We start from the raw sequence: 20,329 nt of genomic DNA on the forward strand, positions 1-20,329 counted from the left end.
TCCACACTCCCGTTGAAACCCTTTTACCCCCTTGTGCCGCGCCTCGCCATAGCGCGCCCATGCCCGGGGGTCACCGACCAGCCACGCGGTCACCGCGCCGCAGAGGCCAAGGAAATCGGGGCGACGAATGCCGAAGGGCCTCTCATCGGCAGGCATGGGAAGTTCCTTTATTATTCGGGTTGGCCGAAAGATATCGAGGCTCGAAGGAGGCTGTCGAGCCAACACCTGCAGGGAGACCCCGCATGCTGTCACTGAAAGCCCCCCCCGCGCTGTTGCTGCTGATCGCCGGCGCGCTGATCCTGGGGCTGGATAGCCTATGGCCGGCCTTGAGTACGCCCTTCCCCGGCCACAGGTTGCTCGCGCTGGCCGCGGCGCTGAGTGCCTCGCTGCTTGTCGCGGCCGGCGGCCTGGCATTTCGCCGGGCCCGCACCACGGTGAACCCCATGAACCCGACACAGGCCCGTGCGCTGGTCACCGCCGGTGTTTACCGCTACACGCGCAATCCCATGTATCTGGGCTTCGTCCTGCTGCTGGTGGGCTGGGCGCTGTATCTTGCAAACCTGCCCGCCCTGCTGGTGGTGGTCGGGTTCATCGGCTACATGAACCGCTACCAGATCCACCCCGAGGAACGGACGCTCGCCCGGCTTTTCGGCGCCGCCTACCGCGAATACTGTCAGCGGGTCCGTCGCTGGCTGTAGAGTGCTGCGCCCTTTGCTATCCTCCCCCGCCTGCCTCACCACAGCGGAGTAGCCGAGAGCGATTCATGGCTAAGGACAAGCAACAGGCCCACACCCCCATGATGCAGCAATTCCTGCGCATCAAGGCCGAGCACCCGGACACCCTGCTGTTCTACCGCATGGGCGACTTCTACGAGTTGTTCTATGACGATGCCACCCGCGCGGCCCGGCTGCTGGACATCACCCTGACCACCCGCGGCCAGTCCGCCGGCGAGCCCATTCCCATGGCCGGCGTGCCGGTGCACGCCTACGAGAATTATCTCGCCCGCCTGCTGCGCCTGGGCGAGTCGGTGGCCATCTGCGAGCAGATCGGCGACCCGGCCACCAGCAAGGGTCCGGTGGAGCGCAAGGTGGTGCGCATCGTCACCCCGGGCACGCTCACTGACGAGGCCCTGCTGGAGGAGCGGCGCAGCAATCTGCTGGTGGCGCTGGCCGAGGACAAGGGCCTGTACGGCCTCGCCGCGCTGGAACTCTCCAGCGGGCGCTTCACCCTGCTGGAGGTGGAAGGCCGCGACGGCCTGCTGGCGGAACTGGAACGACTGCGCCCGGCGGAGCTGCTGGTGGACGAATCCCTCACCCTGCCCCCGGCGCTGGACGAGCAGGCCGGGCTCAGCCGCCGCCCCCCCTGGCACTTCGACCCAGAGAGCTGCGAGCGGCTGCTCTGTCGCCAGTTCGGCACCCAGGACCTGGCCGGCTTCGGCTGCCAGCACCTGGGTCAGGCGGTGCGCGCCGCCGGCGCCCTGCTGCAGTACGTGGCCGATACCCAGCGCAGTGCCCTGCCTCATATCCAGGGCATACAGGTGGAGCTGCGCGAGGACGGCATCATCATCGATGCGGCCAGCCGGCGGAACCTGGAGATCGAGTTCAATCTGCATGGCGGCACCGAGCACACCCTGGCCTGGGTGCTGGACAGCACCGTCTGCGCCATGGGCAGCCGGCTGCTGCGCCGCTGGCTGAATCGCCCGCTGCGGGACCGGGCCACCTTGAACGCTCGCTACGACGCGCTGGATGAACTCATCCAGACCCGCGCCCTGGATCCGCTGCGCGATACCCTGCGGGGCCTGGCGGACATGGAGCGGATTCTGGCCCGCATCGCCCTGGGCTCCGCTCGGCCGCGGGATCTCACTGGCCTGCGCGACGCCCTGGGCCGCCTGCCGGCTATCGCCCAATTGCTGGAAGGCCTGGCCGCGCCCCGTCTACGCACCCTGCTCCAGGAAATGGGCGAGCAGCCGGAAACCCTCGCGCTGCTGCAGCGAGCCGTGATCGAACAACCCCCCGTGCTGATCCGCGATGGCGGCGTGATCGCGCCGGGTTTCGATGCCCAGCTCGACGAACTTCGCAACCTCTCCCGCAACGCCGACCAGTTCCTGATCGATCTCGAGCAACGCGAGCGCGAGGCCACCGGCATCGACAAGCTGAAGGTGGCCTATAACCGGGTCCACGGCTATTACATCGAGATCAGCAAGAGCCACACCGAGCGGGTGCCGGCGCACTACATCCGTCGCCAGACCCTGAAGGGCGTGGAGCGCTACATCGTCCCCGAGCTCAAGGCCTTCGAAGACAAGGTGCTGTCCGCGCGGGAGCGGGCGCTGGCCCGCGAAAAGGCGCTGTACGAGCAGCTGCTGCAGGATCTGGGCCGCGAGGTCCCCACCCTGCAGCGCTGTGCCGCGGCGCTGGCCGAGTTCGACGTGCTGGCGGCCCTGGCCGAGCGAGCGCTGGCGCTGGATTACGCGCGCCCGGAGCTGGTGGACAAGCCCGGCCTGCGCATCGAGGAGGGCCGCCACCCCGTGGTGGAGCGGGTGCTGACCGGGCCCTTCATCCCCAACGATCTGAACCTGGACAACCGCCGGCGGATGCTCATGATCACCGGGCCGAACATGGGCGGTAAATCCACCTACATGCGTCAGGTGGCACTGATCACCCTGCTCGCCCATGTGGGCAGCTTCGTGCCCGCGCGCCGGGCGGTGATGGGCCCGGTGGACCGAATCTACACCCGCATCGGCGCCTCGGACGATCTGGCCGGTGGTCGCTCCACCTTCATGGTGGAGATGACCGAAACCGCCAATATCCTCAACAACGCCACCCGGGAGAGTCTGATCCTGCTCGATGAGATCGGCCGGGGCACCAGCACCTTCGACGGGCTTTCCCTGGCCTGGGCCGCCGCCGCCCATCTGGCCGAGCATGTGGGTGCCTTCACCCTGTTCGCCACCCATTACTTCGAGCTCACCGCCCTGCCCGATCACTACGCCGGCGTGGTCAACGCCCACCTGGACGCGGTGGAGCACGGCGAGGACATCGTCTTTATGCACGCGGTGAAACAGGGCCCGGCCAACCAGAGCTACGGCCTGCAGGTGGCGCGGCTCGCCGGCGTGCCCGAGCGGGTCATCCGTGCCGCCCGGCACAAGTTGCAGCAACTGGAGCAGGAAGCGGCCAACCAGAGCAGCCAGCCGGACCAGCTTGCGCTGTTCAGCACACCGCTGGACCCGGCGGTGGAGTACCTGGACCGGCTGGAGCCGGATGAGCTGAGCCCCCGCCAAGCCCTGGACGCCTTGTACGAGATGAAGAAGCTGCGCTGAGGGGCGGCGACGCGGCCCTCAGCCCACCTGCTGAAACGGCCCAAGGTCGCGTAGGCCTTTCAGGGCAGCCCCGATGCGCGGCCATGGGTCGCCCCGGCAGGCCGGATCCCTGCGCGCCTTGGTGCCCGGCTCATTCGTGCCGCAGCGGCTCGGCCAGATCCAGCGTCCTGATCGCCTGCACCGCCAACTCCCAGCGGCCCTCCTGGCACAATCCGGCGATGCCGCCCTCTTCGTAGGCCTCCAGCGCCGCCCGCAGGCACGCGCGGCGCACCGCCTCCGCCAATTCCCGCCGTTCCGCGTCGTTCATCGAATATTCCCTACGCTTTGTGGCGTGACTTCCCCCGCCGCGTCCGTACAATAGCCGCCAATTCGAGCGCCGGCACAGCGGGCGCCTGTGGCCATTAGACCGACGTGGAGCGGACCATGACCTTTGTCGTTGTCGAGAACTGCATCAAGTGCAAGTACACCGATTGCGTGGAAGTCTGCCCCGTGGACTGTTTCCACGAGGGGCCCAACTTCCTGGTGATCGACCCGGACGAATGCATCGACTGCACCCTGTGCGAGCCCGAGTGCCCCGCCGAGGCCATCTACTCGGAAGACGATGTGCCGGAGGGCCAGGAACACTTCCTGGAGCTTAACGCGGAATTGGCACAGTTGTGGCCGGTCATCACCGAACAGAAGGACCCGCCCGCGGACGCCGCCGACTGGGACGGCAAACCGGACAAGCTGCAGTATCTGGAGCGCTGAGGCGGCTCCGACAGACAACAGAAAGGCGGCTCGCGAGCCGCCTTTTTCGTGGTCGTGGCCATCACCCGCCTGGGTGTGGTGTCGCTAAAGGTCCAGGGCACGTTTCAGGGTGGCGAAATCCCGGTAACCCGCTTCCACCCGGCCATCCTCCAGGATGATGGTGGGGGTGGCGGTAATGCCCAGATCTCGCGCGAGGCGCAAGTGCTTGGTCACCGGGTCGTCGCACTCGCGCTGCTCGTTGCGCTTGCCCTGCTTGGCAGCGGTTAGCGCCGCCCGCGGGTCATCGGCGCACCAGGCGTTCACCGCCTTGACGTATGAACCGGAACCGACACCGGCGCGGGGCATCAACAGGTAGCGCACACGCACACCCTCGGCGAGCATCTGCTCTATATCCGCGTGCATCTTGCGGCAATACGGACAGTCTATGTCGGTAAACACGGTGATCTGGGTGCTCACCTCGCCGCCAGGCTCGTAGATGATCATCTGCGATTCGTCCACCGACTCTTCGAGCTTCGCCAGGCGCAGCTCGCCCCGGCGCTCATCGGACACGGAGCGGCCGCTGCCCAGCTCGATGATGTTCCCTTGCACCAGGTACTTGCCGTCTCCGCTGAGGTAAGCCACCTGGCCGCCGATCACCACCTCGTAGATACCCGGCAGCGGAGTCTCCCCCACAGCGTCGATCTCGATACGCGGCTCCACCTCGGCCACCGCGGCGCGGATGCGCTCGGCCACCGCCGGATCCGCATCGGCGGCCAGCGCCCCCAAGGCAGTGAGCCCCAGGGCGGCCGCAAGGACAGTACGCAAGATTGTCATAACGGTTTTCTTCTCCTCCGGCGCTCAGCCCCGCGGGTGGTGCCGAGCATGTAAGTCCTGCAGGCGCTGACGCGCCACATGGGTATAGATCTGTGTGGTGGACAAGTCCGTGTGTCCGAGCAGCAACTGTACCACGCGCAAATCCGCGCCGTGATTCAGCAAGTGAGTGGCAAAACTGTGCCGCAGGGTGTGGGGCGAGAGCCTGGCCTTGATGCCCGCGCGCCGGGCGTAGAGCTTGATGCGATACCAGAAGGCCTGGCGGGTGATGCCCTCGCCGCGACGGCTGACGAACAACGCCTCGGTAAGCTGCCCGCCCAGCAGGGCCGGGCGGGATTCCGTCAGATAGCGCTGCAGCCAGTCCAGCGCTTCCTCGCCCAGGGGCACCAGGCGCTCCTTGTCGCCCTTGCCCCGGGCCCGCACCACGCCCTGGCGCGGGTTGAGCTGGTCGCGGCTGAGCCCCACCAGCTCGGACACCCGCAGCCCACTGGCATAGAGCAGTTCCAGCATGGCCTTGTCCCGCAGCTCCAGGGTGTCTTCCACCACCGGCGCCGCCAGCAAAGCCTCCACCTGCGCCTCGCTGAGCGCGGCCGGCAGCGGCCGACCCAGGCGCGGCGCATCAATGCGGGCGCTGGGGTCTTCCTGCATCGCGCCCCGTGCCACCTGCCAGCGATAGAAGCGCCGCAGGCTGGAGAGCAAGCGTGCCGTGGAACGGGGCTTGGCGCCGCCCTGCACCCGCTCGGCCATGAAGCCGAGCAGCTGATCGCGCCGCGCGCCGAGCAAGCCCGAGCCCTGCTTGCCCAACCAATCCGACAGCGCCGCCAGATCCGCCCGGTAGGCGGCCAGAGTGTGCGGGCTCAAGCCGTGCTCCAGCCACAGTCCGTCCAGAAAGGCCTCCAGCACCGCCTGCTCGTCGGCGGCAAGCTCTATGCGCGCCGGGCGCCCCACGCCGCACTCAGCCCTTGTCGGCGCCGCCGAGCAGCCCCTTCAACTGGTTCATCATGTCGATGGGTACCGGGAAGACGATGGTGGAATTCTGCTCCCCGGCAATGGCCCCCAGGGTCTGCAGATAACGCAGCTGCATGGCACCGGAGTTGCGCGCCATCACGTCGGCGGCCTGGGCGAGTTTCTCGGAAGCCTGCAATTCGCCCTCGGCGTGAATCACCTTGGCCCGACGCTCGCGTTCCGCCTCGGCCTGGCGGGCGATGGCGCGGATCATGCTCTCGTCGATGTCCACATGCTTGATCTCCACATTGGAGACCTTGATGCCCCAGGCATCGGTCTGCTCGTCCAGAATGGCCTGAATATCGGTATTGAGCTTCTCCCGCTCGGCCAGCATTTCGTCCAGATCATGCTGCCCCAGCACCGAGCGCAGCGTGGTCTGGGCGAGTTGACTGGTGGCGGAGTAATAATCCTCCACCTGCAGGATGGAGTGCTCCGCGTCCACGACGCGGAAGTACAGCACGGCGTTGACCTTCACCGAGACGTTGTCTTTGGAGATCACGTCCTGGCTGGGCACGTCCATGACGATGGTGCGCATGTCGACCTTCACCATCTGCTGGATCATGGGGATCACCAGGCGCAGGCCCGCGCCCTTGGTGCCGGTGTAGCGGCCCAGGGTAAACACCACGCCCCGTTCGTACTCGTTGAGCACCCGGAACGAGGCGATGATGATGGCGGCAATGATGCCGATAATGACCAGAATCGGGATCATGAGAGTGTCCGCTCCTTGTGATGCATGCTTCGCAGCCTCCGAGCATAGACCCCCGCCCCCACCTGATCCAGCTTCCCGATGCCGTACAATGCACGGCATGAATCCATCCGACACCGATACCACCCTGCTGCTGCAGTGCCGCCCGGGCCTGGAGCATGACACGGCCGCGGAAGTCACCGAGCGCGCCGCCGAGGCCGACCTGCCCGGCTATTGCCGCACCCGCGATGGTGAAGGCTGGTTGCAGTTCCACCCCGCCTTGCCGGCGCAACCGCGGGCGCTGGGCCAGGCCCTGCCCTGGCGCGAGCTGGTCTTCGCCCGCCAGTGCTTCGTCAGCCAATGCACCTTCGAAGCGCTGCCGGCGCAAAACCGGGCCGATCCGCTCGCCCAGGCCGCCGCCGGCCTGCTGCGCCAGTACGACGCGCTGTACCTGGAGCACCCGGATACCAACGAGGGCAAGAGCCTGTCGGGCTTCCTGCGCAAGTTCCGCCGTCCGCTGGAAGCCGCCCTGCTCAAGGCCGGGCTGCGACCGCGCCGAGGTGCGCCCAATCTGCATCTGTTCTTCCTGGACTCCGGCCGGGTGTACCTGGGCAGCAGCGCGCCGGGCCAGGCCGCGCCCTGGCCGCTGGGCATACCGCGGCTGCGCATGCCCGGCGGCGCGCCCAGTCGCTCCACGCTGAAGCTGGACGAGGCCATCCAGCTGTTCCTCGGCGAGGACGCGGGCCGGTTGATGGCACCGGGCATGCGCGCCGTGGATCTGGGCGCGGCCCCTGGCGGCTGGACCTGGCAGCTGGTGCGGCGCGGCCTGCATGTGACCGCCATCGATAACGGCCCCGTGGATGCCGCGCTCATGGCCGACGGCCTGGTGGAGCACCTGCGCAGCGACGGCTTCCGCTACCGCCCACCCCGTCCGGTGGACTGGCTGGTCTGCGATATGGTCGAGCAGCCCTCGCGCATCGCCGAGCTGATGGGCCAGTGGCTGGCCCGGGGGGATGCCCGTGCCGCCATCTTCAACCTCAAACTGCCCATGAAGAAACGCTGGGCCGCGGTACAGGATGCGCAGGCGCGGCTGCACAGGCAGCTGGAGCGCGGTGGCCGCCGGGCGCAGCTATGCGCCAAGCAGCTCTACCATGACCGGGAGGAAATCACGGTCTATGCGCGGGCCGTGGATTAGCCGGGGTTTACTGAAAACCGGCACAGGGCGGCACATGGCCCAGGGCTGTCAGCCTTGTTGGCGGCCAAGGCCGCGACCCTTCCAGAGCCTCGAACGCCCCCGGGAACCAATCAACGCTTCCCGGGCTTGACTTGGCCGTCACATTAGGGCTCGAATAGATAAAGGCGGCGCGACCAGGACGGTCCACACAAGCGCCAGCCACCAACAATCAGAACCAGGGCGACAGGAAGCTTGCCCGCAGGCCAGAAGGGACTCATGGCACATCCAGCTGCACCGCAGCCGGCACCCGCATGCGCAGCGCATGTTCTGCCGGACATCAACCCGCTCATCGCCCCCTTGTCGGCGGACGCCCCCACCGGCGCGGATCCGCGTGAGGACGCATCGGCCCAATCCCCCTACCAGCGCCTGCGGGACCTGCGCGGCGAAGCGCGCAACCGTGAGCGCCAGGCACTCGCCGAGGGCGAGCCGGCCTTCATCCAGCCCCGTGACTGGCAAACGCTGATCGCGCCGGCGCTGGGAATCCTCGGCAACCAGGCGAAGGATCTGGAGGTCTGCGCCTGGCTGATCGAGGCCATGACCCGTTGCCACGGCTATGCCGGCTTCGCCTGGGCCTATGAGCTGGCCGGCGGCCTGATCCGAAACCACGGTGAAGCCCTGCACCCGCGCCCCGACGAGGACGAAGGCAAGGCGGGGCAGCTGGCCGCCCTCGCCGGGCTCAATGGTCTGGGGAGTGAGGGCGCGCTGATCGCGCCGCTCAAGGCCGTGCACTTCACCGAGGGCCACAGCCCCGCCCCCTATTCCGCCTGGCAGTGCGAGCAGGCCTTCGAACTGGAACGGGTCAAGGACCCGGCCCGGCGGGAGTCGCGCAGCCAGCGCGGCCACACCAGCCGCGCCCAGATCGACCAGGCGGTGAGCGAGACCCATCCGGCGTTCTTCCGCGGCCTGCACCGTGAACTGCAACGCGCCCTGGCAGCCTATCAAGAATTTCGCACCGTGGTGGATCGATACTGCCCCGAGGACCCGCTGCCGGCCTCCCGCATAGAGGACACCCTCAAGGGCGGCCTGCAGACCCTGCGTTATCTGGCCGGCGAGCGCCTGAACAGCCCGGCGGACGAAGCGCAGGAGCCGGATTCCGAGCCCTCACTCACCGCAGCGGCCACAGCGCCCGACACCCGGGTCACCGATCGCCAGAGCGCCCTGGCCCGTCTGCGCGAGAGCGCCGCCTGGTTCCGCCGCTGCGAGCCCCACTCACCGGTGTCCTACGCCATCGAGCAGGCCGTCTACTGGAGCGAGCTGCCGCTGCCCGAGTTGCTCGCCGAGCTCATTCCCGACGAGGGGGCGCGAAAGAAGTACCGCACCCTCACCGGCATACGCACCTGATTTCACCCACAGCAAGGCAAGGAAGCACACATGGCCGGCATACACGACAAGCTCAAGCGGGTGCGCAAGCCCCGCGTCCACATCAGCTACGAGGTCGAGACCGAAGGGGCGATGGTGGAGAAGGAACTGCCCTTCGTCATGGGCGTGATGGGGGATTTCTCCGGCGACGCCGCCGCCCCGCTCAAACCCCTCAAGGATCGCCGCTTCGTCCAGATCGACCGGGACAACTTCGACCAGGTGCTGGCCAGCATGAGCCCGGGGCTGAACCTGAAGGTGCCCAACACCCTCAAGGGCGACGACAGCGAGTTCGCCGTCAGCCTCAAGTTCGAATCCCTCGCGGACTTCGAACCCGCCGCCGTGGTGGAGCAGGTCGAGCCCCTGCGCCGGCTGCTGGAAGCGCGCAACCGCCTGCGCGATCTGGCCACCAAGACCGACCGCTCCGAGGAACTGGAAGCCATCATCGAGCGGGTGCTTACCAACCAGGCCGATCTGAGCGAACTGGCCGCCGCCATGGACAAGGACACGGACAAGGAGCAGGACGATGCCTGAAGCAGCAGCGGCCGAACAACACGCACAGCCAGCGCAGCCCAGCCTGTTGGACCAGGCGGTGCGCGCCACCCGCCAAACCGACGCCGGCGAGGCCCGCCGACTGCTGCGCACCCTCACCGACCAGGCGCTGCAGGGCACGGTCAGCTGGGAGCGGAACCTCAGCGTCACCTTCCGCAAGGCCATCGCCGCGCTGGATGAGGCGATCAGCGAGCAACTTCGCGAGATCATGCATCAGCCCGCCTTCCAGCGCCTGGAGGGCTCCTGGCGCGGCCTGAACCATCTGGTGATGAACAGCGAAACCGGCACCTCGCTGAAGATCCGGGTGCTCAATGCCAGCAAGAAGGAGGTGGCGAAGGATCTCTCCCGGGCGGTGGAATTCGACCAGAGCCAGACCTTCAAGAAGCTCTACGAGACCGAGTTCGGCTCCCCCGGCGGCGAGCCCTACGGCGCGCTGGTGGGCGATTACGAGTTCGGCAACCACCCGGATGATCTGGAGCTACTGGGCAATATTTCCCAAGTGGCCGCCGCCGCCTTCTGCCCCTTCCTCTCCGCCGCCGACCCGGCCCTGTTCGGCTTCAGCGACTGGCGCGAACTCTCCCGCCCCCGGGATCTGGCGAAGATCTTCGACTCCGCCGAGTACATCAAGTGGCGCGCCTTCCGCGAATCGGAAGATTCCCGCTTCGTCACCCTCACCCTGCCCCGGGTGCTGAGCCGCCTGCCCTACGGCGCCGAGACCCGCCCGGTGGAGGCCTTCGACTTCGAGGAGCTGGAGCCCGCCCGTCTCCCGGGAAACGCCGACTACAGCTGGATGAACGCCGCCTACATGCTGGCCGGCCGACTCACCCAGGCCTTCGCCCGCTACGGCTGGTGCACCGCCATTCGCGGCGCCGAGGGCGGCGGCCGGGTGGACGGCCTGCCGGTGCATCTGACCACCACCGACGATGGCGACATCGCCGTGCAATGCCCCACCGAGATCGCCATCACCGACCGGCGCGAGGCGGAACTGAGCGGCCTGGGCTTCATGCCCCTGTCCCACTACAAGAATACCGATTACGCGGTGTTCTTCGGCGGCCAGAGCGCGCAGAAACCGAAAACCTACGACCGTCCCGAAGCCACCGCCAACGCCGCCATCTCCGCACGCCTGCCCTACGTCATGGCCACCGCCCGCATCGCCCACTACCTGAAGGTCATGGCCCGGGACAAGGTAGGCAGCTTCATGGAGGCCGAGGACATGGAGGCCTGGCTCAACCGCTGGATCAACAACTACGTCAACGCCAGCGAACAGAGCGGCCAGGACATGCGCGCCAAGTACCCCCTGCGGGAAGCGAAGATCCAGGTCCGGCCCATTCCCGGCAAGCCCGGCTGCTACAACGCGGTGGCCTGGTTACGCCCCTGGCTGCAGCTCGAGGAGTTGAGCAGTTCCCTGCGCATGGTTGCGCGCATTCCGGAAATCGGTGGCTGAACCGGTGCACACCGCCCTGCGAGAATCCCGGGCCCTGCACCAGCCGCCCGCCGCCGACAGCGAGGCGCCTCTCGCCCTCGTTCCCCGGCGACGGGCGGCCGGCGCGCCGCGGCAGGCGCGCATCGCGCGCCTGCTCACCGGACTGGACCGGCTGCTAGGCCGGCAACTGGATGCCATCCTGCACCAGCCCCGCTTTCAGCAACTGGAAGCCTCCTGGCGGGGCCTGCGTCGCCTGGTGGACACCGAGGCGACCAGCGAGCGGCGCGGCACGGTGAAGATCAAGCTGCTGGACTGCAGCTGGGCGGAGCTGGCCCGGGATCTCTCCCGGGCCATCGAATTCGATCAAAGCCACATCTTCCGTCGCCTCTACAGCGATGAATTCGACACGCCCGGCGGTGAGCCCTTCGGCGTGCTGCTGGGCGACTATCAGCTATGCCACCGCCCCCGCCCAGGCGTGCGCAGCGCCGACACCACGGTGATGGCGGAACTCGCCCGGGTGGCCACCGCCGCCCTTTGTCCTTTCATCGCCGGCGCCGATGCCCGTCTGCTCGGGCTGGACGCCTGGTCGGAGCTGCCCCAGCCCCCCGCCCCGGACGCGCTGTTCCAGCAGGACGCCTACCGCCCCTGGCGGGCCCTGCGCCGCGACGAGCACAGCCGCTTCATCGGCCTGGTGCTGCCCCGCATCCTCATGCGCGCGCCCTGGCGTGACGATGGCAGCCGTCGCGACGGTTTCCGTTACCGCGAGGCGAGTGAGACCCACAATGCGCATTGCTGGGGCAACGCCGCCTACGCCTTCGGGGCGGTGCTGATCCGCGCCTTCGTACACAGCGGCTGGTTCGCCGATATCCGCGGCGCCGAACAGCCCCACGGCGCAGGCGGCGTGGTGGCTGATCTGCCCCGGCTGCCCTTCGAAGGCGACCGCCGCGGCATCGCCCCACGCCTGGCCACCGAACTGATCCTGGACGATCGCAGCGAACGGGAGCTCAGCGAGAGCGGTCTGATCGCCCTGTGCGCCCAGCCCGGCGGCCACCGGGCCGTGTTCCAGGGCAACAGTTCACTGCACAGCCCAGCGACTTTCGGCGCCGGAATCGCCACCAGCAACGCCCGCCTCTCGGCCATGATCCAGTACATGCTCTGTGTGTCGCGCTTCGGGCATTACCTGAAGCTCATCGGCCGCGACAAGATCGGCAGCTTCAGCAACGCCACCGACTGCCAGCGCCTGCTGCAAAACTGGCTGAACCGCTACACCACCGCCGGCGACAACGCTTCCGCCGCGCTGAAGGCCAAGTACCCGCTTGCCGCCAGCCGCGTGGAACTGCGGGAGCAGGCCGCAAGACCCGGCCACTACCACTGCGTGATCCACCTCCAGCCCCATTTCCAGCTCGACCAGCTGGTCTCCAGCATCCGCCTGGTCACCGAGCTGAACGTGGGTCACCCGCAACACGGCGGCCCGACAGCGGCGAGCCCCGCCGCAGGGAAACAGCCATGAGCCCCACAGACCGCCCCCGGGGCCCGCAGGCCTCATTGCTCGATCGGCTCTGCGCCGAGCAGACCGAGAACCTGTCCCCGCCCGATGCCGCCCAGAGCCTGGCCGCCTGTCGCGAGGCGCTGCGCCGGGATCTTGAGAACCTGCTCAACACCCGCCGCCCTCACCCGGTGGCGCCCTCGTCCCACGCCGAACTGCAGCATTCGCTGCTGGGCTACGGGCTGCCGGACTTCGGCAGCGTGCGCCTGGGCAACCACGAGGAACGGGAGCGCTTTCGCCAGGCCGTGCAAGACCTGATCGAGCGCTGCGAGAGCCGCCTGCGCGACGTGCGGGTACTCATAGACCCGGTGGGCGAGGAGCACGAGCGGACTCTGTATCTGAAGATCAGCGCCCTGCTGCTGGCCGAACCCGAGCCCCTGCGGCTGCGCTTCGACTCCCGGCTGCGCGGCCCCGACCAGGACATAAACCTGCGAGAACCGGCCCATGGATGACGCCCTGCTCTCCTACTACAACCGGGAACTGGCCTACCTCCGCCGGCAGGGCGCCGAGTTCGCGCAGCAGCATCCGCGGATCGCCGGCCATCTGCGCCTGGACGCTCATCGAGTAGAAGATCCCCACGTCAGCCGTCTGATCGAATCCTTCGCGCTGCTCAGCGCCCGCCTGCGCCACGAGCTGGACGCCGGCTTCCCTGAGCTCACCGAAGGCCTGCTGGACGTGCTCCACCCGGAAAGCCAGTTGCCCCTGCCGTCGCTGGCCATCGTCCGGCTGGAACCTGAAGTGGAAAACTCCGAAACCCACCACCTGGCGGCGGGCACACGCTTCTATACCGACGACCATCCCGCGGCCCGCTGCGAATTCCGCAGCTGCTACCCGGTGGACCTGCCCCCGCTGCGGGTCACCGCGGCGCACTGTCAGGGCCTGCCCTGCCGCGCGCCCAGCCCGCCATCACCCCAGGGCGCCCGCGCCAGCCTTGCCGTGCTGCGGCTTCGCCTGCAGAGCCTGGGCGACACCGTCCTGGCCGACAGCGCGCCGCGCCGGCTGCGTTTCTTCATCCATGGCCAGGCTCAGCTCGGCCTGCGTCTGCACGAATACCTGCTCAGCCGCGTCACCTCCGTGGCGCTGGCTCGGCACCCGGACGACCCGGATGCGCTGTTCCTGCCACCGGATTGCCTCAGCCCCGTGGGCTACAGCGACGTGGAAGCCATACTGCCCCTGGACGGCCGCGCGTCGGACGCCCAGCGCCTGCTCACCGAGTTCTTCGCCTGGCCGGAGAAATTCCTGTTCGTGGATCTGAATCTGCCCACCGACGCCTGGGCGGGATTGGCGCAGCGGGCTGAGCTCTACATCCATCTGGATGACGCCCATGAGGAGCTGTTGCAGGGCGTGGACGCCGACACGCTGCAGCTGGGCTGCACCCCCATCGTCAATCTGTTCGAGGCGGATCTGGAGCCCCTGCCCGCCGCGGAACTGGGTTTCGAAGCGCGCCTGAGCGTGGACGGCGGCCAGCAACGCTGGGCGGACATCCATCGCCTGCTGAGCCTGCATGCCTATGACCGGGACAGCCGGCGGCTGGAACTGCTGCCCTGTTACGGCGCCCACCACGGCAGCGAAAACGACGCCGCACCGGTGTACTGGCAGCTTCGACGAGAATTGAGCGAGTACTACGCCGGCACACCCAGTGCGGGCTGCGAACACCACCTGCGGCTGGTGGACCGGGAGGGACGCCTGCACGATCCGGACCCACACTGGGTCATCGGCGGCCAGGCCCTGTGCAGCAATCGCGACCTGCCGGCCAAGCTGCCCTTCGGCGGTGGCCAGCCCGCGCTGGATTTTCTCGAACAGGCCGCGCCCCTGCGCGTGCGCTGCCTCACACCACCCGGCCCGGCCCTGCGCCCGCCGCTGGATGGCGCCAGCCGCCGGCAGCTACTGGGCCGGCTGGCGCTGCAGAACTTCACCGGCCCGGGCGGGCTGGACACCCTGTGCCAGACCCTCGCATTGCATGATCGTCGCGACAGCGCCGAAACCCGCGCGCTGATACGCGGCATCACCGCGCTGGAGGCCCGCACCGGCAGCACCCGGGTGCGCCATCAGGGCCACAGCGCCATCTGTCAGGGCATCCATTTGCGCCTGTGGGTGGAACAGGGTCAATACAGCGGCGCGGGCCTGTATCTGTTCAGCGCGGTGCTGAGCGAATTCTTCGCCCGGCACTGCTCCATCAATACCTACGTGCAACTGAGCGTGCACGACGAGCACACGCGGGAGGCGCTCAGCGAATGGCCGGTGCGCAGCGGCACGCAGACACTGATCTGAGCCCACCTCCGGGGGAATTCTTCCAGTTGCTGCGCCGCCTGCAGGCGCGCGGCCGGGCCCTGCACGGCTGCCGCCCGCTGGGCGAGGACGGCCCGCCGCACCGGGAGGCGGTGCAGCTGCGGGTGCACAACAGCGCCGCCTTCCCCGCCCGCGCCGTGGAGCACCTGCAGGGCGACGGCCAACGCCGCACAATATGGGTCAATCTGCTGGGGCTCACCGGCCCCGGCGGCGTGCTTCCCCGCCACTACAGCACCCGGGTGGTGCAGGGTCTGCGTCAGCGGGAACGGGCCCTGGCGGATTTCCTGGACCTGTTCAACCACCGCCTGCTCAGCCTCTATTACCGCGTCTGGGCGCGGTACCGGCTGCCCATCGTCCTGGAGGGCGCCGAGCGCCCGGGCTCCGACCCCTTCAGCCGCACCCTGGGCGCCGTGGCAGGTGTGCCACCCGGCAGGTACAGCGCCCCACGTCTCCACTACAGCGGGCATTACAGCCAGCACACCCGTTGCGCGGCGGGGCTGGAGCGAATGCTGAACGACCTGCTGCGCCTGCCCGTCACGGTGCGCGGCTACGCCGGCCGCTGGCTACCCATTCCGGCCGCGGACCGACTGCGCCTGGGCCGGGCCAATCACTGCCTGGGAGACGGTCTGCTGGCGGGCCGGCGCAGCTGGGACCTTCAGGGCACGGTGGACATACACCTGGGCCCGCTGAGCCATGCCGACTACGAAGCCCTGCTGCCCGGCAGCCCGCGCCACAAGCTGATGCGCGAGCTGATCGACAGTTACCTGCCCGCCCAGCTGCAGGTACGGCTGCACTGGCGAATCCGCGACCAACGGCACGCGGCACGCGGTCTCGCCCGACGCCCGCGGCTGGGCCTCAACGGCTGGCTGCACGGACGCCATGGCCACGACCTTGTCGCCCGCGCCCGCCTGCCCCGCAGTGCCGCCCCGCCCATCGCCACCCCACCGGAAGGACCCTGAGCCGATATGGAACTGGAGCAACTGATCGAGCGCCTGGACGCCCCGGGCCACAGCCTGTTCGAACAGGCCGTGGCACTGGCCGCCAACCACCGCCACGCCCAGGTGGAACCGGCCCATTGGCTGCACGCCGGCCTAAGGGAGCGCGAGGGCGAACTGAACACCCTTTGCCGACAAGCCGGCGTTGACCCCGCGCGGGCACGCCAGGAAGTGGAGGCGACCCTCGATCGGCTACGGGCTGTGGAGCATGGCTTTCCCCGCATAGCCCCGGAACTCGGCCGCGCCCTTTTCGAAGGCTGGCTGCTGGCCTGCAGCGAATTCGACAGTCTGCGAATACGCCCGGCGCATCTGCTGCTCGCCCTGCGTGAAAACCCCGCCCTGCGCCCGCGGCTCGCCACGCTGTCGCCCAGCCTGAACGCACTGGCCAGCGATGCGCTGCGCGCGCACTGCCGGCCCGCGCCCGATCAGGCCGCTGAGAGCGCACCGGAAAAGGCCCACCGGAACGAGGCGCGCGCGGCGCTGGAGCGCTACACCGTGAACCTCACCGCCCGGGCCGCCACCGGCGCCATAGACCCGGTGCCGGGCCGCGATGAGGAGATCCGCCAGATCATCGATGTGCTCTGCCGGCGCCGACAGAACAACCCCATTCTCACCGGCGAGGCGGGCGTGGGGAAAACCGCCGTGGTGGAGGGCCTGGCCCTGCGCATCGCCGCCGGCCAGGTGCCCGAGGCGCTGGCCGGGGTGAGCCTGCGCAGCCTGGACCTGGGCCTGCTGCAGGCCGGCGCCGGGGTCAAGGGCGAGTTCGAGCAGCGCCTCAAGCACATCATCAGCGCCGTACAGGACGCCGTACCGCCGGTGATCCTGTTCATCGACGAGGCGCACACCCTCATCGGCGCGGGCAATACCGCCGGCGGCAACGACGCGGCCAATCTGCTCAAGCCCGCCCTGGCCCGCGGTGAGCTGCGCACCATCGCTGCCACCACCTGGAGCGAGTACAAACAATACGTGGAAAGCGACGCCGCCCTCAGCCGCCGCTTCCAGCTCGTGAAGGTAGAGGAACCGGACGATGCGCGCGCCCTGCTGATGCTGCGCAGCCTCGCCCCCCGTCTGGAGCAGCATCATCAGGTGCCCGTCCTGGAAGAGGCCCTGCACGCCGCCGTGCGCCTGTCCCGGCGTTACATCAGCGGGCGGCTGCTGCCGGACAAGGGCGTGAGCCTGCTGGACACCGCCTGCGCCCGGGCGGCACTGAGCCGCGACAACCCGACGCCCGCACTGCTCAGCTGCCGAGCCCGCCTCTCCGATGCCCGAGCCGAGCGCCAGCGCCTGCAAGGGGAACAGGACGAGACCGGCGCGCACCAGCCGCGGCTGACGGAACTGAGCCGGCTGATCGACACCCTGGAGCACGAGCACCGGAGGCTGGAGCAGGCTTGGCAAAAGGCGCGAGAGCTGCTGCGCAGGGTCGGCGAGCTGCGTTGCGAACTGGAGCAGGACCCGACGAACGACGCGGCGCACCGTACCCAGCTGCGCCTCGCCCGCGCGGAACTGGCCGCGCTGCAGGGCGAGCAGTCCCGGCTCTTCGACTGTGTGGACGAGGCCCTGGTCGCCCGGGTGGTGGCGGACTGGACCGGCATTCCCGTAGGCCGGATGCAGGCCGAGCAGATACAGGGTGTGCTGGATTTACAGCAGGCACTTCGCCGGCGGGTGCGCGGCCAGGACGAAGCTCTCACCCGAATCAGCGAAGCCATGCAGACGGCGCGGGCGAAGCTCGCCGATCCCCGCCGCCCGCTGGGGGTGTTCATGCTGTTGGGGCCGAGCGGGGTGGGCAAGACCGAAACCGCGTTGGCCTTGGCCGAGCAGCTCTACGGCTCCGAGCGCGCACTGACGGTGATCAACATGTCCGAGTTCAAGGAAGAGCACAAGGTCTCGCTGCTGATGGGCTCGCCGCCGGGCTACGTGGGTTACGGCGAAGGTGGCCTGCTCACCGAGGCGGTGCGCCGCCGCCCCTACGGCGTGGTGTTGCTGGACGAGATGGAAAAGGCTCACCCGGGCGTACAGGATATTTTCTACCAGGTCTTCGACAAGGGCATGTTGCGCGACGGCGAGGGGCGCGACGTGGATTTCCGCAACACGGTGATTCTGCTCACCAGCAACAGCGCCGGCGAAGAAATCCGCCAGTTGTGCGAGAGCGCCGACCAACGGCCCACGCCGGAGGCCCTGCTGGATGCCATAGCCCCCGTCCTGCGCCGCAGCTACCGCCCCGCCTTTCTCGGACGGCTACACCTCATCCCCTACCAACCCTTGGCGGCCGAGCAGCTGCGGGACATCGCCCGCCTGCAACTCGCCGCCATACAGGCGCGGGTACGCGAGGCCTGGCGGGTGCCGCTGGATTACAGCGACGCGCTGATCGGCTATCTCAGCGAGCGCTGCCACAGCGGTGATACCGGGGCGCGACAGATCACGGCGCTCCTCAACCGGGAATTACTGCCGCGGCTCTCCCGCCACCTGCTGCGCCGCGCCGCCGTCGGGGAGACCCCGGGCGCGCTGCGGCTCGATTACCGGGCGGGGAAGCTGCTGGTGGAAGCAGAAACCAGTGTCGGAGGGGCTTCAAACTCGGGCTCGGCAACGCAACCCGACACGGCCCCGGCCTGAACCGTACCGATTTCCATCGCCGCGGGCCGCCTGAGCCCGCATTCGTTACCACGACATCTGAAAAGGGAAAGCAACGATGTCCATCTTCATGAACTACGACGGCATCAAGGGTGAATGCGCGGACAGCAACCACGAGGAATGGCTGGATCTGGAAAGCATCCAGTGGGGCGTGGACCGGCGCATCACCTCCGCCACCTCCACCCAGAACGACCGGGAATCGGCCAATGCCGAGATCAGCGATCTGATCGTCACCCGCCGCATGGACAGCGCCACGCCGAACATCTTCATGGAAACCTGCTGTGGCACCGGCAAGGATGTGGTGATCCACCTTACCAAGACCGGCTCGGGCTCCGGCACCGACACCTACATGGAGTACACCCTGAAGAACGCGCTGATGAGCCACTACTCGGTCAACGCCAACAGCCAGGAAACCGGCCGCCCCTCCGAGCAGATCACCATCAGCTTCGTCGACCTGGAGGTGAAATACACGCCCCATGACGAGGACGGCAATGCGCTGGCCGCCGTGGCCGTGGGCTTTGACACCGCCACCAACAACAAACGCTGATCGCATGCCCCGGGGCGGCCTGCCGCCCCGGGAGCATCACGACAAGCGCCCAGCCCGCCGTCAAACAAGCTTCATCCGCCTGTCACCAAAGCGACATGCGCCCACCGTACCGTGTGCCTCAACACAAGAGAGCGAAAGACACGGAGAGCGGCAATGGCGATCAACACCAACCAAGGCAAGCGCCACCTGGTGGCGGGCCTGGCGAAGACCCCCCACGAGATCCGCGAAGCACAGAAACTGCGCTACCAGGTCTTCGTCCAGGAGATGGGCGCCATGCTGCACGCCCGGGAGCCGGGCCTGGACCAGGACGCCTACGACGAGCACTGCGAGCATCTGATCGTGCGCGACATGGCCAGCGGCGCGGTGGTGGGCTACACCCGCATACTCGACGAAGACCGTGCCCGGCGCGCCGGCGGTTTCTACTCCCACGGCGAGTTCGAGCTGGGCAATGTGTTGCGCCTGCCCGGGCGCTTCATGGAGATCGGCCGCACCTGCGTGCATCCGGACTACCGCACCGGGGCCACCATTGCCGTGCTCTGGAGTGCGCTGGCCCGCCACATCAGCGAAGGCGACTTCGACTACGTCATGGGCTGCGCCAGCATCCAGATGCGCGATCGCGGCGCCTTGGCCCAGGCCATCATGGAGCGGCTGCGCGACCAGTACATGGTCGAGCGCGACCGCCGGGTACTGCCGCGCCTGCCGCTGCCCGTCGCCGCCCACACCGCCACCGAGGTGCGCCTGCCCCCGCTGCTCAAGGCCTATCTGTCACTGGGCGCGCGCGTCTGCGGCGAGCCTTGCTGGGACCCGGCGTTCCAGGTGGCGGACCTGTTCGTACTCTTCGACCTGAAGGCCCTGAACGAGCGCTATGCCCGCCGCTTCCTCATCCCACAGCGCAGCGGCCCGCGCCGCAAGGTCGCCTGAACAACAGCAACAACACGTTCCCCTCGAAGCTGGCCGGAGCCTTCCCAGGACTCCGGCTTTTTTTTGGTTCTTCGCGGGTTGGCGGGAAAACCAACAGATCTCTCGATGGTGGTGATAGGCGGGTCGGCAAGCTTGGCGCGGACCCTCTTGGCGCGGACCCTGGGGCGGGTACGGCCGGCGGCGGCCCACGATTTGGCACCGGGCTGCGCCCGGCGCTCCCCTGCGCTTCTCGCCGGAAGGGGGCGAGCAGCAAACTCGCTACGCTCAAACAAGCTGCT

The 20,329-nt window shown here is 68.3% G+C and carries 18 protein-coding genes; 14 read left to right on the top strand and 4 right to left on the bottom strand.

Annotation, left to right across the window (positions count from 1 at the left end; translation table 11 throughout):
- Nucleotides 1–242 precede the first annotated feature (242 nt).
- Nucleotides 243–698, top strand: a complete 456-nt coding sequence (locus GBG68_RS12585; RefSeq protein WP_152147889.1) for a methyltransferase family protein — start codon at nucleotides 243–245, stop codon at nucleotides 696–698.
- A 65-nt stretch (nucleotides 699–763) separates the two neighbouring features.
- Nucleotides 764–3,313: a DNA mismatch repair protein MutS gene (gene mutS / locus GBG68_RS12590; protein WP_226801796.1), complete on the top strand. Its 2,550-nt coding sequence runs from the start codon at nucleotides 764–766 to the stop codon at nucleotides 3,311–3,313.
- A gap of 130 nt (nucleotides 3,314–3,443) precedes the next feature.
- On the opposite strand, the gene GBG68_RS12595 is transcribed toward mutS, so the two are convergent.
- Nucleotides 3,444–3,620, bottom strand: a complete 177-nt coding sequence (locus GBG68_RS12595; RefSeq protein WP_152147891.1) for an acetyltransferase — start codon at nucleotides 3,618–3,620, stop codon at nucleotides 3,444–3,446.
- A 116-nt stretch (nucleotides 3,621–3,736) separates the two neighbouring features.
- On the opposite strand from GBG68_RS12595, the gene fdxA reads away from it, so the two are divergent.
- A complete protein-coding gene (gene fdxA, locus GBG68_RS12600; protein ID WP_152147893.1) occupies nucleotides 3,737–4,060 on the top strand; it encodes a ferredoxin FdxA in 324 nt (107 codons plus the stop codon).
- An 84-nt stretch (nucleotides 4,061–4,144) separates the two neighbouring features.
- On the opposite strand, the gene GBG68_RS12605 is transcribed toward fdxA, so the two are convergent.
- From GBG68_RS12605 to GBG68_RS12615, 3 genes are read right to left on the bottom strand one after another with little or no spacing between them, the layout of a single operon-like run.
- The gene (locus GBG68_RS12605) at nucleotides 4,145–4,873 is read right to left on the bottom strand and encodes a DsbC family protein (protein WP_152147895.1); all 729 of its coding nucleotides are present in this window, start codon (nucleotides 4,871–4,873) and stop codon (nucleotides 4,145–4,147) included.
- Between the two features lie 24 nt (nucleotides 4,874–4,897).
- Nucleotides 4,898–5,800 carry a site-specific tyrosine recombinase XerD gene (gene xerD / locus GBG68_RS12610; protein ID WP_152147925.1) on the bottom strand — a complete coding sequence of 301 codons (903 nt, stop codon included), beginning with the start codon at nucleotides 5,798–5,800 and terminating at the stop codon, nucleotides 4,898–4,900.
- A gap of 25 nt (nucleotides 5,801–5,825) precedes the next feature.
- Nucleotides 5,826–6,584: a slipin family protein gene (locus GBG68_RS12615; protein WP_152147897.1), complete on the bottom strand. Its 759-nt coding sequence runs from the start codon at nucleotides 6,582–6,584 to the stop codon at nucleotides 5,826–5,828.
- Between the two features lie 97 nt (nucleotides 6,585–6,681).
- Here GBG68_RS12615 and rlmM point away from each other — a divergent pair, with 97 nt between their 5' ends.
- The 11 genes from rlmM to GBG68_RS12670 all read left to right on the top strand — a co-directional run bounded on the left by rlmM (nucleotide 6,682) and on the right by GBG68_RS12670 (nucleotide 20,051).
- A complete protein-coding gene (gene rlmM / locus GBG68_RS12620) occupies nucleotides 6,682–7,755 on the top strand; it encodes a 23S rRNA (cytidine(2498)-2'-O)-methyltransferase RlmM (protein ID WP_152147899.1) in 1,074 nt (357 codons plus the stop codon).
- Nucleotides 7,756–8,010: 255 nt separating this feature from the next.
- A complete protein-coding gene (gene tssA, locus GBG68_RS12625; protein ID WP_152147901.1) occupies nucleotides 8,011–9,135 on the top strand; it encodes a type VI secretion system protein TssA in 1,125 nt (374 codons plus the stop codon).
- Between the two features lie 30 nt (nucleotides 9,136–9,165).
- Nucleotides 9,166–9,684, top strand: a complete 519-nt coding sequence (gene tssB, locus GBG68_RS12630) for a type VI secretion system contractile sheath small subunit (protein WP_152147903.1) — start codon at nucleotides 9,166–9,168, stop codon at nucleotides 9,682–9,684.
- Entirely contained in the window at nucleotides 9,677–11,146 is a 1,470-nt protein-coding gene (gene tssC, locus GBG68_RS12635) for a type VI secretion system contractile sheath large subunit (protein ID WP_152147905.1), read from the top strand. Before tssB ends, tssC (GBG68_RS12635) begins: the two co-directional genes overlap by 8 nt.
- A complete protein-coding gene (tssC, locus tag GBG68_RS12640; RefSeq protein ID WP_193222333.1) occupies nucleotides 11,139–12,635 on the top strand; it encodes a type VI secretion system contractile sheath large subunit in 1,497 nt (498 codons plus the stop codon). Before tssC (GBG68_RS12635) ends, tssC (GBG68_RS12640) begins: the two co-directional genes overlap by 8 nt.
- The gene (tssE, locus tag GBG68_RS12645; protein WP_152147909.1) at nucleotides 12,632–13,123 is read left to right on the top strand and encodes a type VI secretion system baseplate subunit TssE; all 492 of its coding nucleotides are present in this window, start codon (nucleotides 12,632–12,634) and stop codon (nucleotides 13,121–13,123) included. The genes tssC (GBG68_RS12640) and tssE overlap by 4 nt, the downstream gene beginning before the upstream one ends.
- Nucleotides 13,116–14,942 carry a type VI secretion system baseplate subunit TssF gene (gene tssF, locus GBG68_RS12650; protein WP_152147911.1) on the top strand — a complete coding sequence of 609 codons (1,827 nt, stop codon included), beginning with the start codon at nucleotides 13,116–13,118 and terminating at the stop codon, nucleotides 14,940–14,942. Before tssE ends, tssF begins: the two co-directional genes overlap by 8 nt.
- Nucleotides 14,906–15,919, top strand: coding sequence for a type VI secretion system baseplate subunit TssG (tssG, locus tag GBG68_RS12655; RefSeq protein WP_152147914.1), 1,014 nt, complete (start codon nucleotides 14,906–14,908; stop codon nucleotides 15,917–15,919). The genes tssF and tssG overlap by 37 nt, the downstream gene beginning before the upstream one ends.
- A 6-nt stretch (nucleotides 15,920–15,925) precedes the next feature.
- On the top strand, nucleotides 15,926–18,565 hold the full coding sequence (gene tssH, locus GBG68_RS12660) for a type VI secretion system ATPase TssH (RefSeq protein ID WP_152147916.1): 2,640 nt from the start codon (nucleotides 15,926–15,928) through the stop codon (nucleotides 18,563–18,565).
- A gap of 76 nt (nucleotides 18,566–18,641) precedes the next feature.
- Nucleotides 18,642–19,130 (top strand): Hcp family type VI secretion system effector, encoded by a 489-nt coding sequence (locus GBG68_RS12665; RefSeq protein WP_152147918.1) that lies wholly within the window; start codon nucleotides 18,642–18,644, stop codon nucleotides 19,128–19,130.
- A 153-nt stretch (nucleotides 19,131–19,283) separates the two neighbouring features.
- The gene (locus tag GBG68_RS12670) at nucleotides 19,284–20,051 is read left to right on the top strand and encodes a GNAT family N-acetyltransferase (RefSeq protein ID WP_152147919.1); all 768 of its coding nucleotides are present in this window, start codon (nucleotides 19,284–19,286) and stop codon (nucleotides 20,049–20,051) included.
- The last annotated feature ends 278 nt before the right edge of the window (nucleotides 20,052–20,329 follow it).

It is taken from the genome of Alkalilimnicola sp. S0819, assembly GCF_009295635.1.
Classification (GTDB): Bacteria; Pseudomonadota; Gammaproteobacteria; order Nitrococcales; family WHIW01; genus S0819.

Coding starts and splice junctions, on each gene's coding strand:
- GBG68_RS12585 (WP_152147889.1), top strand. CDS start 243: ATGCTGTCACTGAAAGCCCCCCCCGCGCTGTTGCTGCTGATCGCCGGC.
- mutS (WP_226801796.1), top strand. CDS start 764: ATGGCTAAGGACAAGCAACAGGCCCACACCCCCATGATGCAGCAATTC.
- GBG68_RS12595 (WP_152147891.1), bottom strand. CDS start 3,620: ATGAACGACGCGGAACGGCGGGAATTGGCGGAGGCGGTGCGCCGCGCG.
- fdxA (WP_152147893.1), top strand. CDS start 3,737: ATGACCTTTGTCGTTGTCGAGAACTGCATCAAGTGCAAGTACACCGAT.
- GBG68_RS12605 (WP_152147895.1), bottom strand. CDS start 4,873: ATGACAATCTTGCGTACTGTCCTTGCGGCCGCCCTGGGGCTCACTGCC.
- GBG68_RS12615 (WP_152147897.1), bottom strand. CDS start 6,584: ATGATCCCGATTCTGGTCATTATCGGCATCATTGCCGCCATCATCATC.
- rlmM (WP_152147899.1), top strand. CDS start 6,682: ATGAATCCATCCGACACCGATACCACCCTGCTGCTGCAGTGCCGCCCG.
- tssA (WP_152147901.1), top strand. CDS start 8,011: ATGGCACATCCAGCTGCACCGCAGCCGGCACCCGCATGCGCAGCGCAT.
- tssB (WP_152147903.1), top strand. CDS start 9,166: ATGGCCGGCATACACGACAAGCTCAAGCGGGTGCGCAAGCCCCGCGTC.
- tssC (WP_152147905.1), top strand. CDS start 9,677: ATGCCTGAAGCAGCAGCGGCCGAACAACACGCACAGCCAGCGCAGCCC.
- tssE (WP_152147909.1), top strand. CDS start 12,632: ATGAGCCCCACAGACCGCCCCCGGGGCCCGCAGGCCTCATTGCTCGAT.
- tssF (WP_152147911.1), top strand. CDS start 13,116: ATGGATGACGCCCTGCTCTCCTACTACAACCGGGAACTGGCCTACCTC.
- tssG (WP_152147914.1), top strand. CDS start 14,906: ATGGCCGGTGCGCAGCGGCACGCAGACACTGATCTGAGCCCACCTCCG.
- tssH (WP_152147916.1), top strand. CDS start 15,926: ATGGAACTGGAGCAACTGATCGAGCGCCTGGACGCCCCGGGCCACAGC.
- GBG68_RS12665 (WP_152147918.1), top strand. CDS start 18,642: ATGTCCATCTTCATGAACTACGACGGCATCAAGGGTGAATGCGCGGAC.
- GBG68_RS12670 (WP_152147919.1), top strand. CDS start 19,284: ATGGCGATCAACACCAACCAAGGCAAGCGCCACCTGGTGGCGGGCCTG.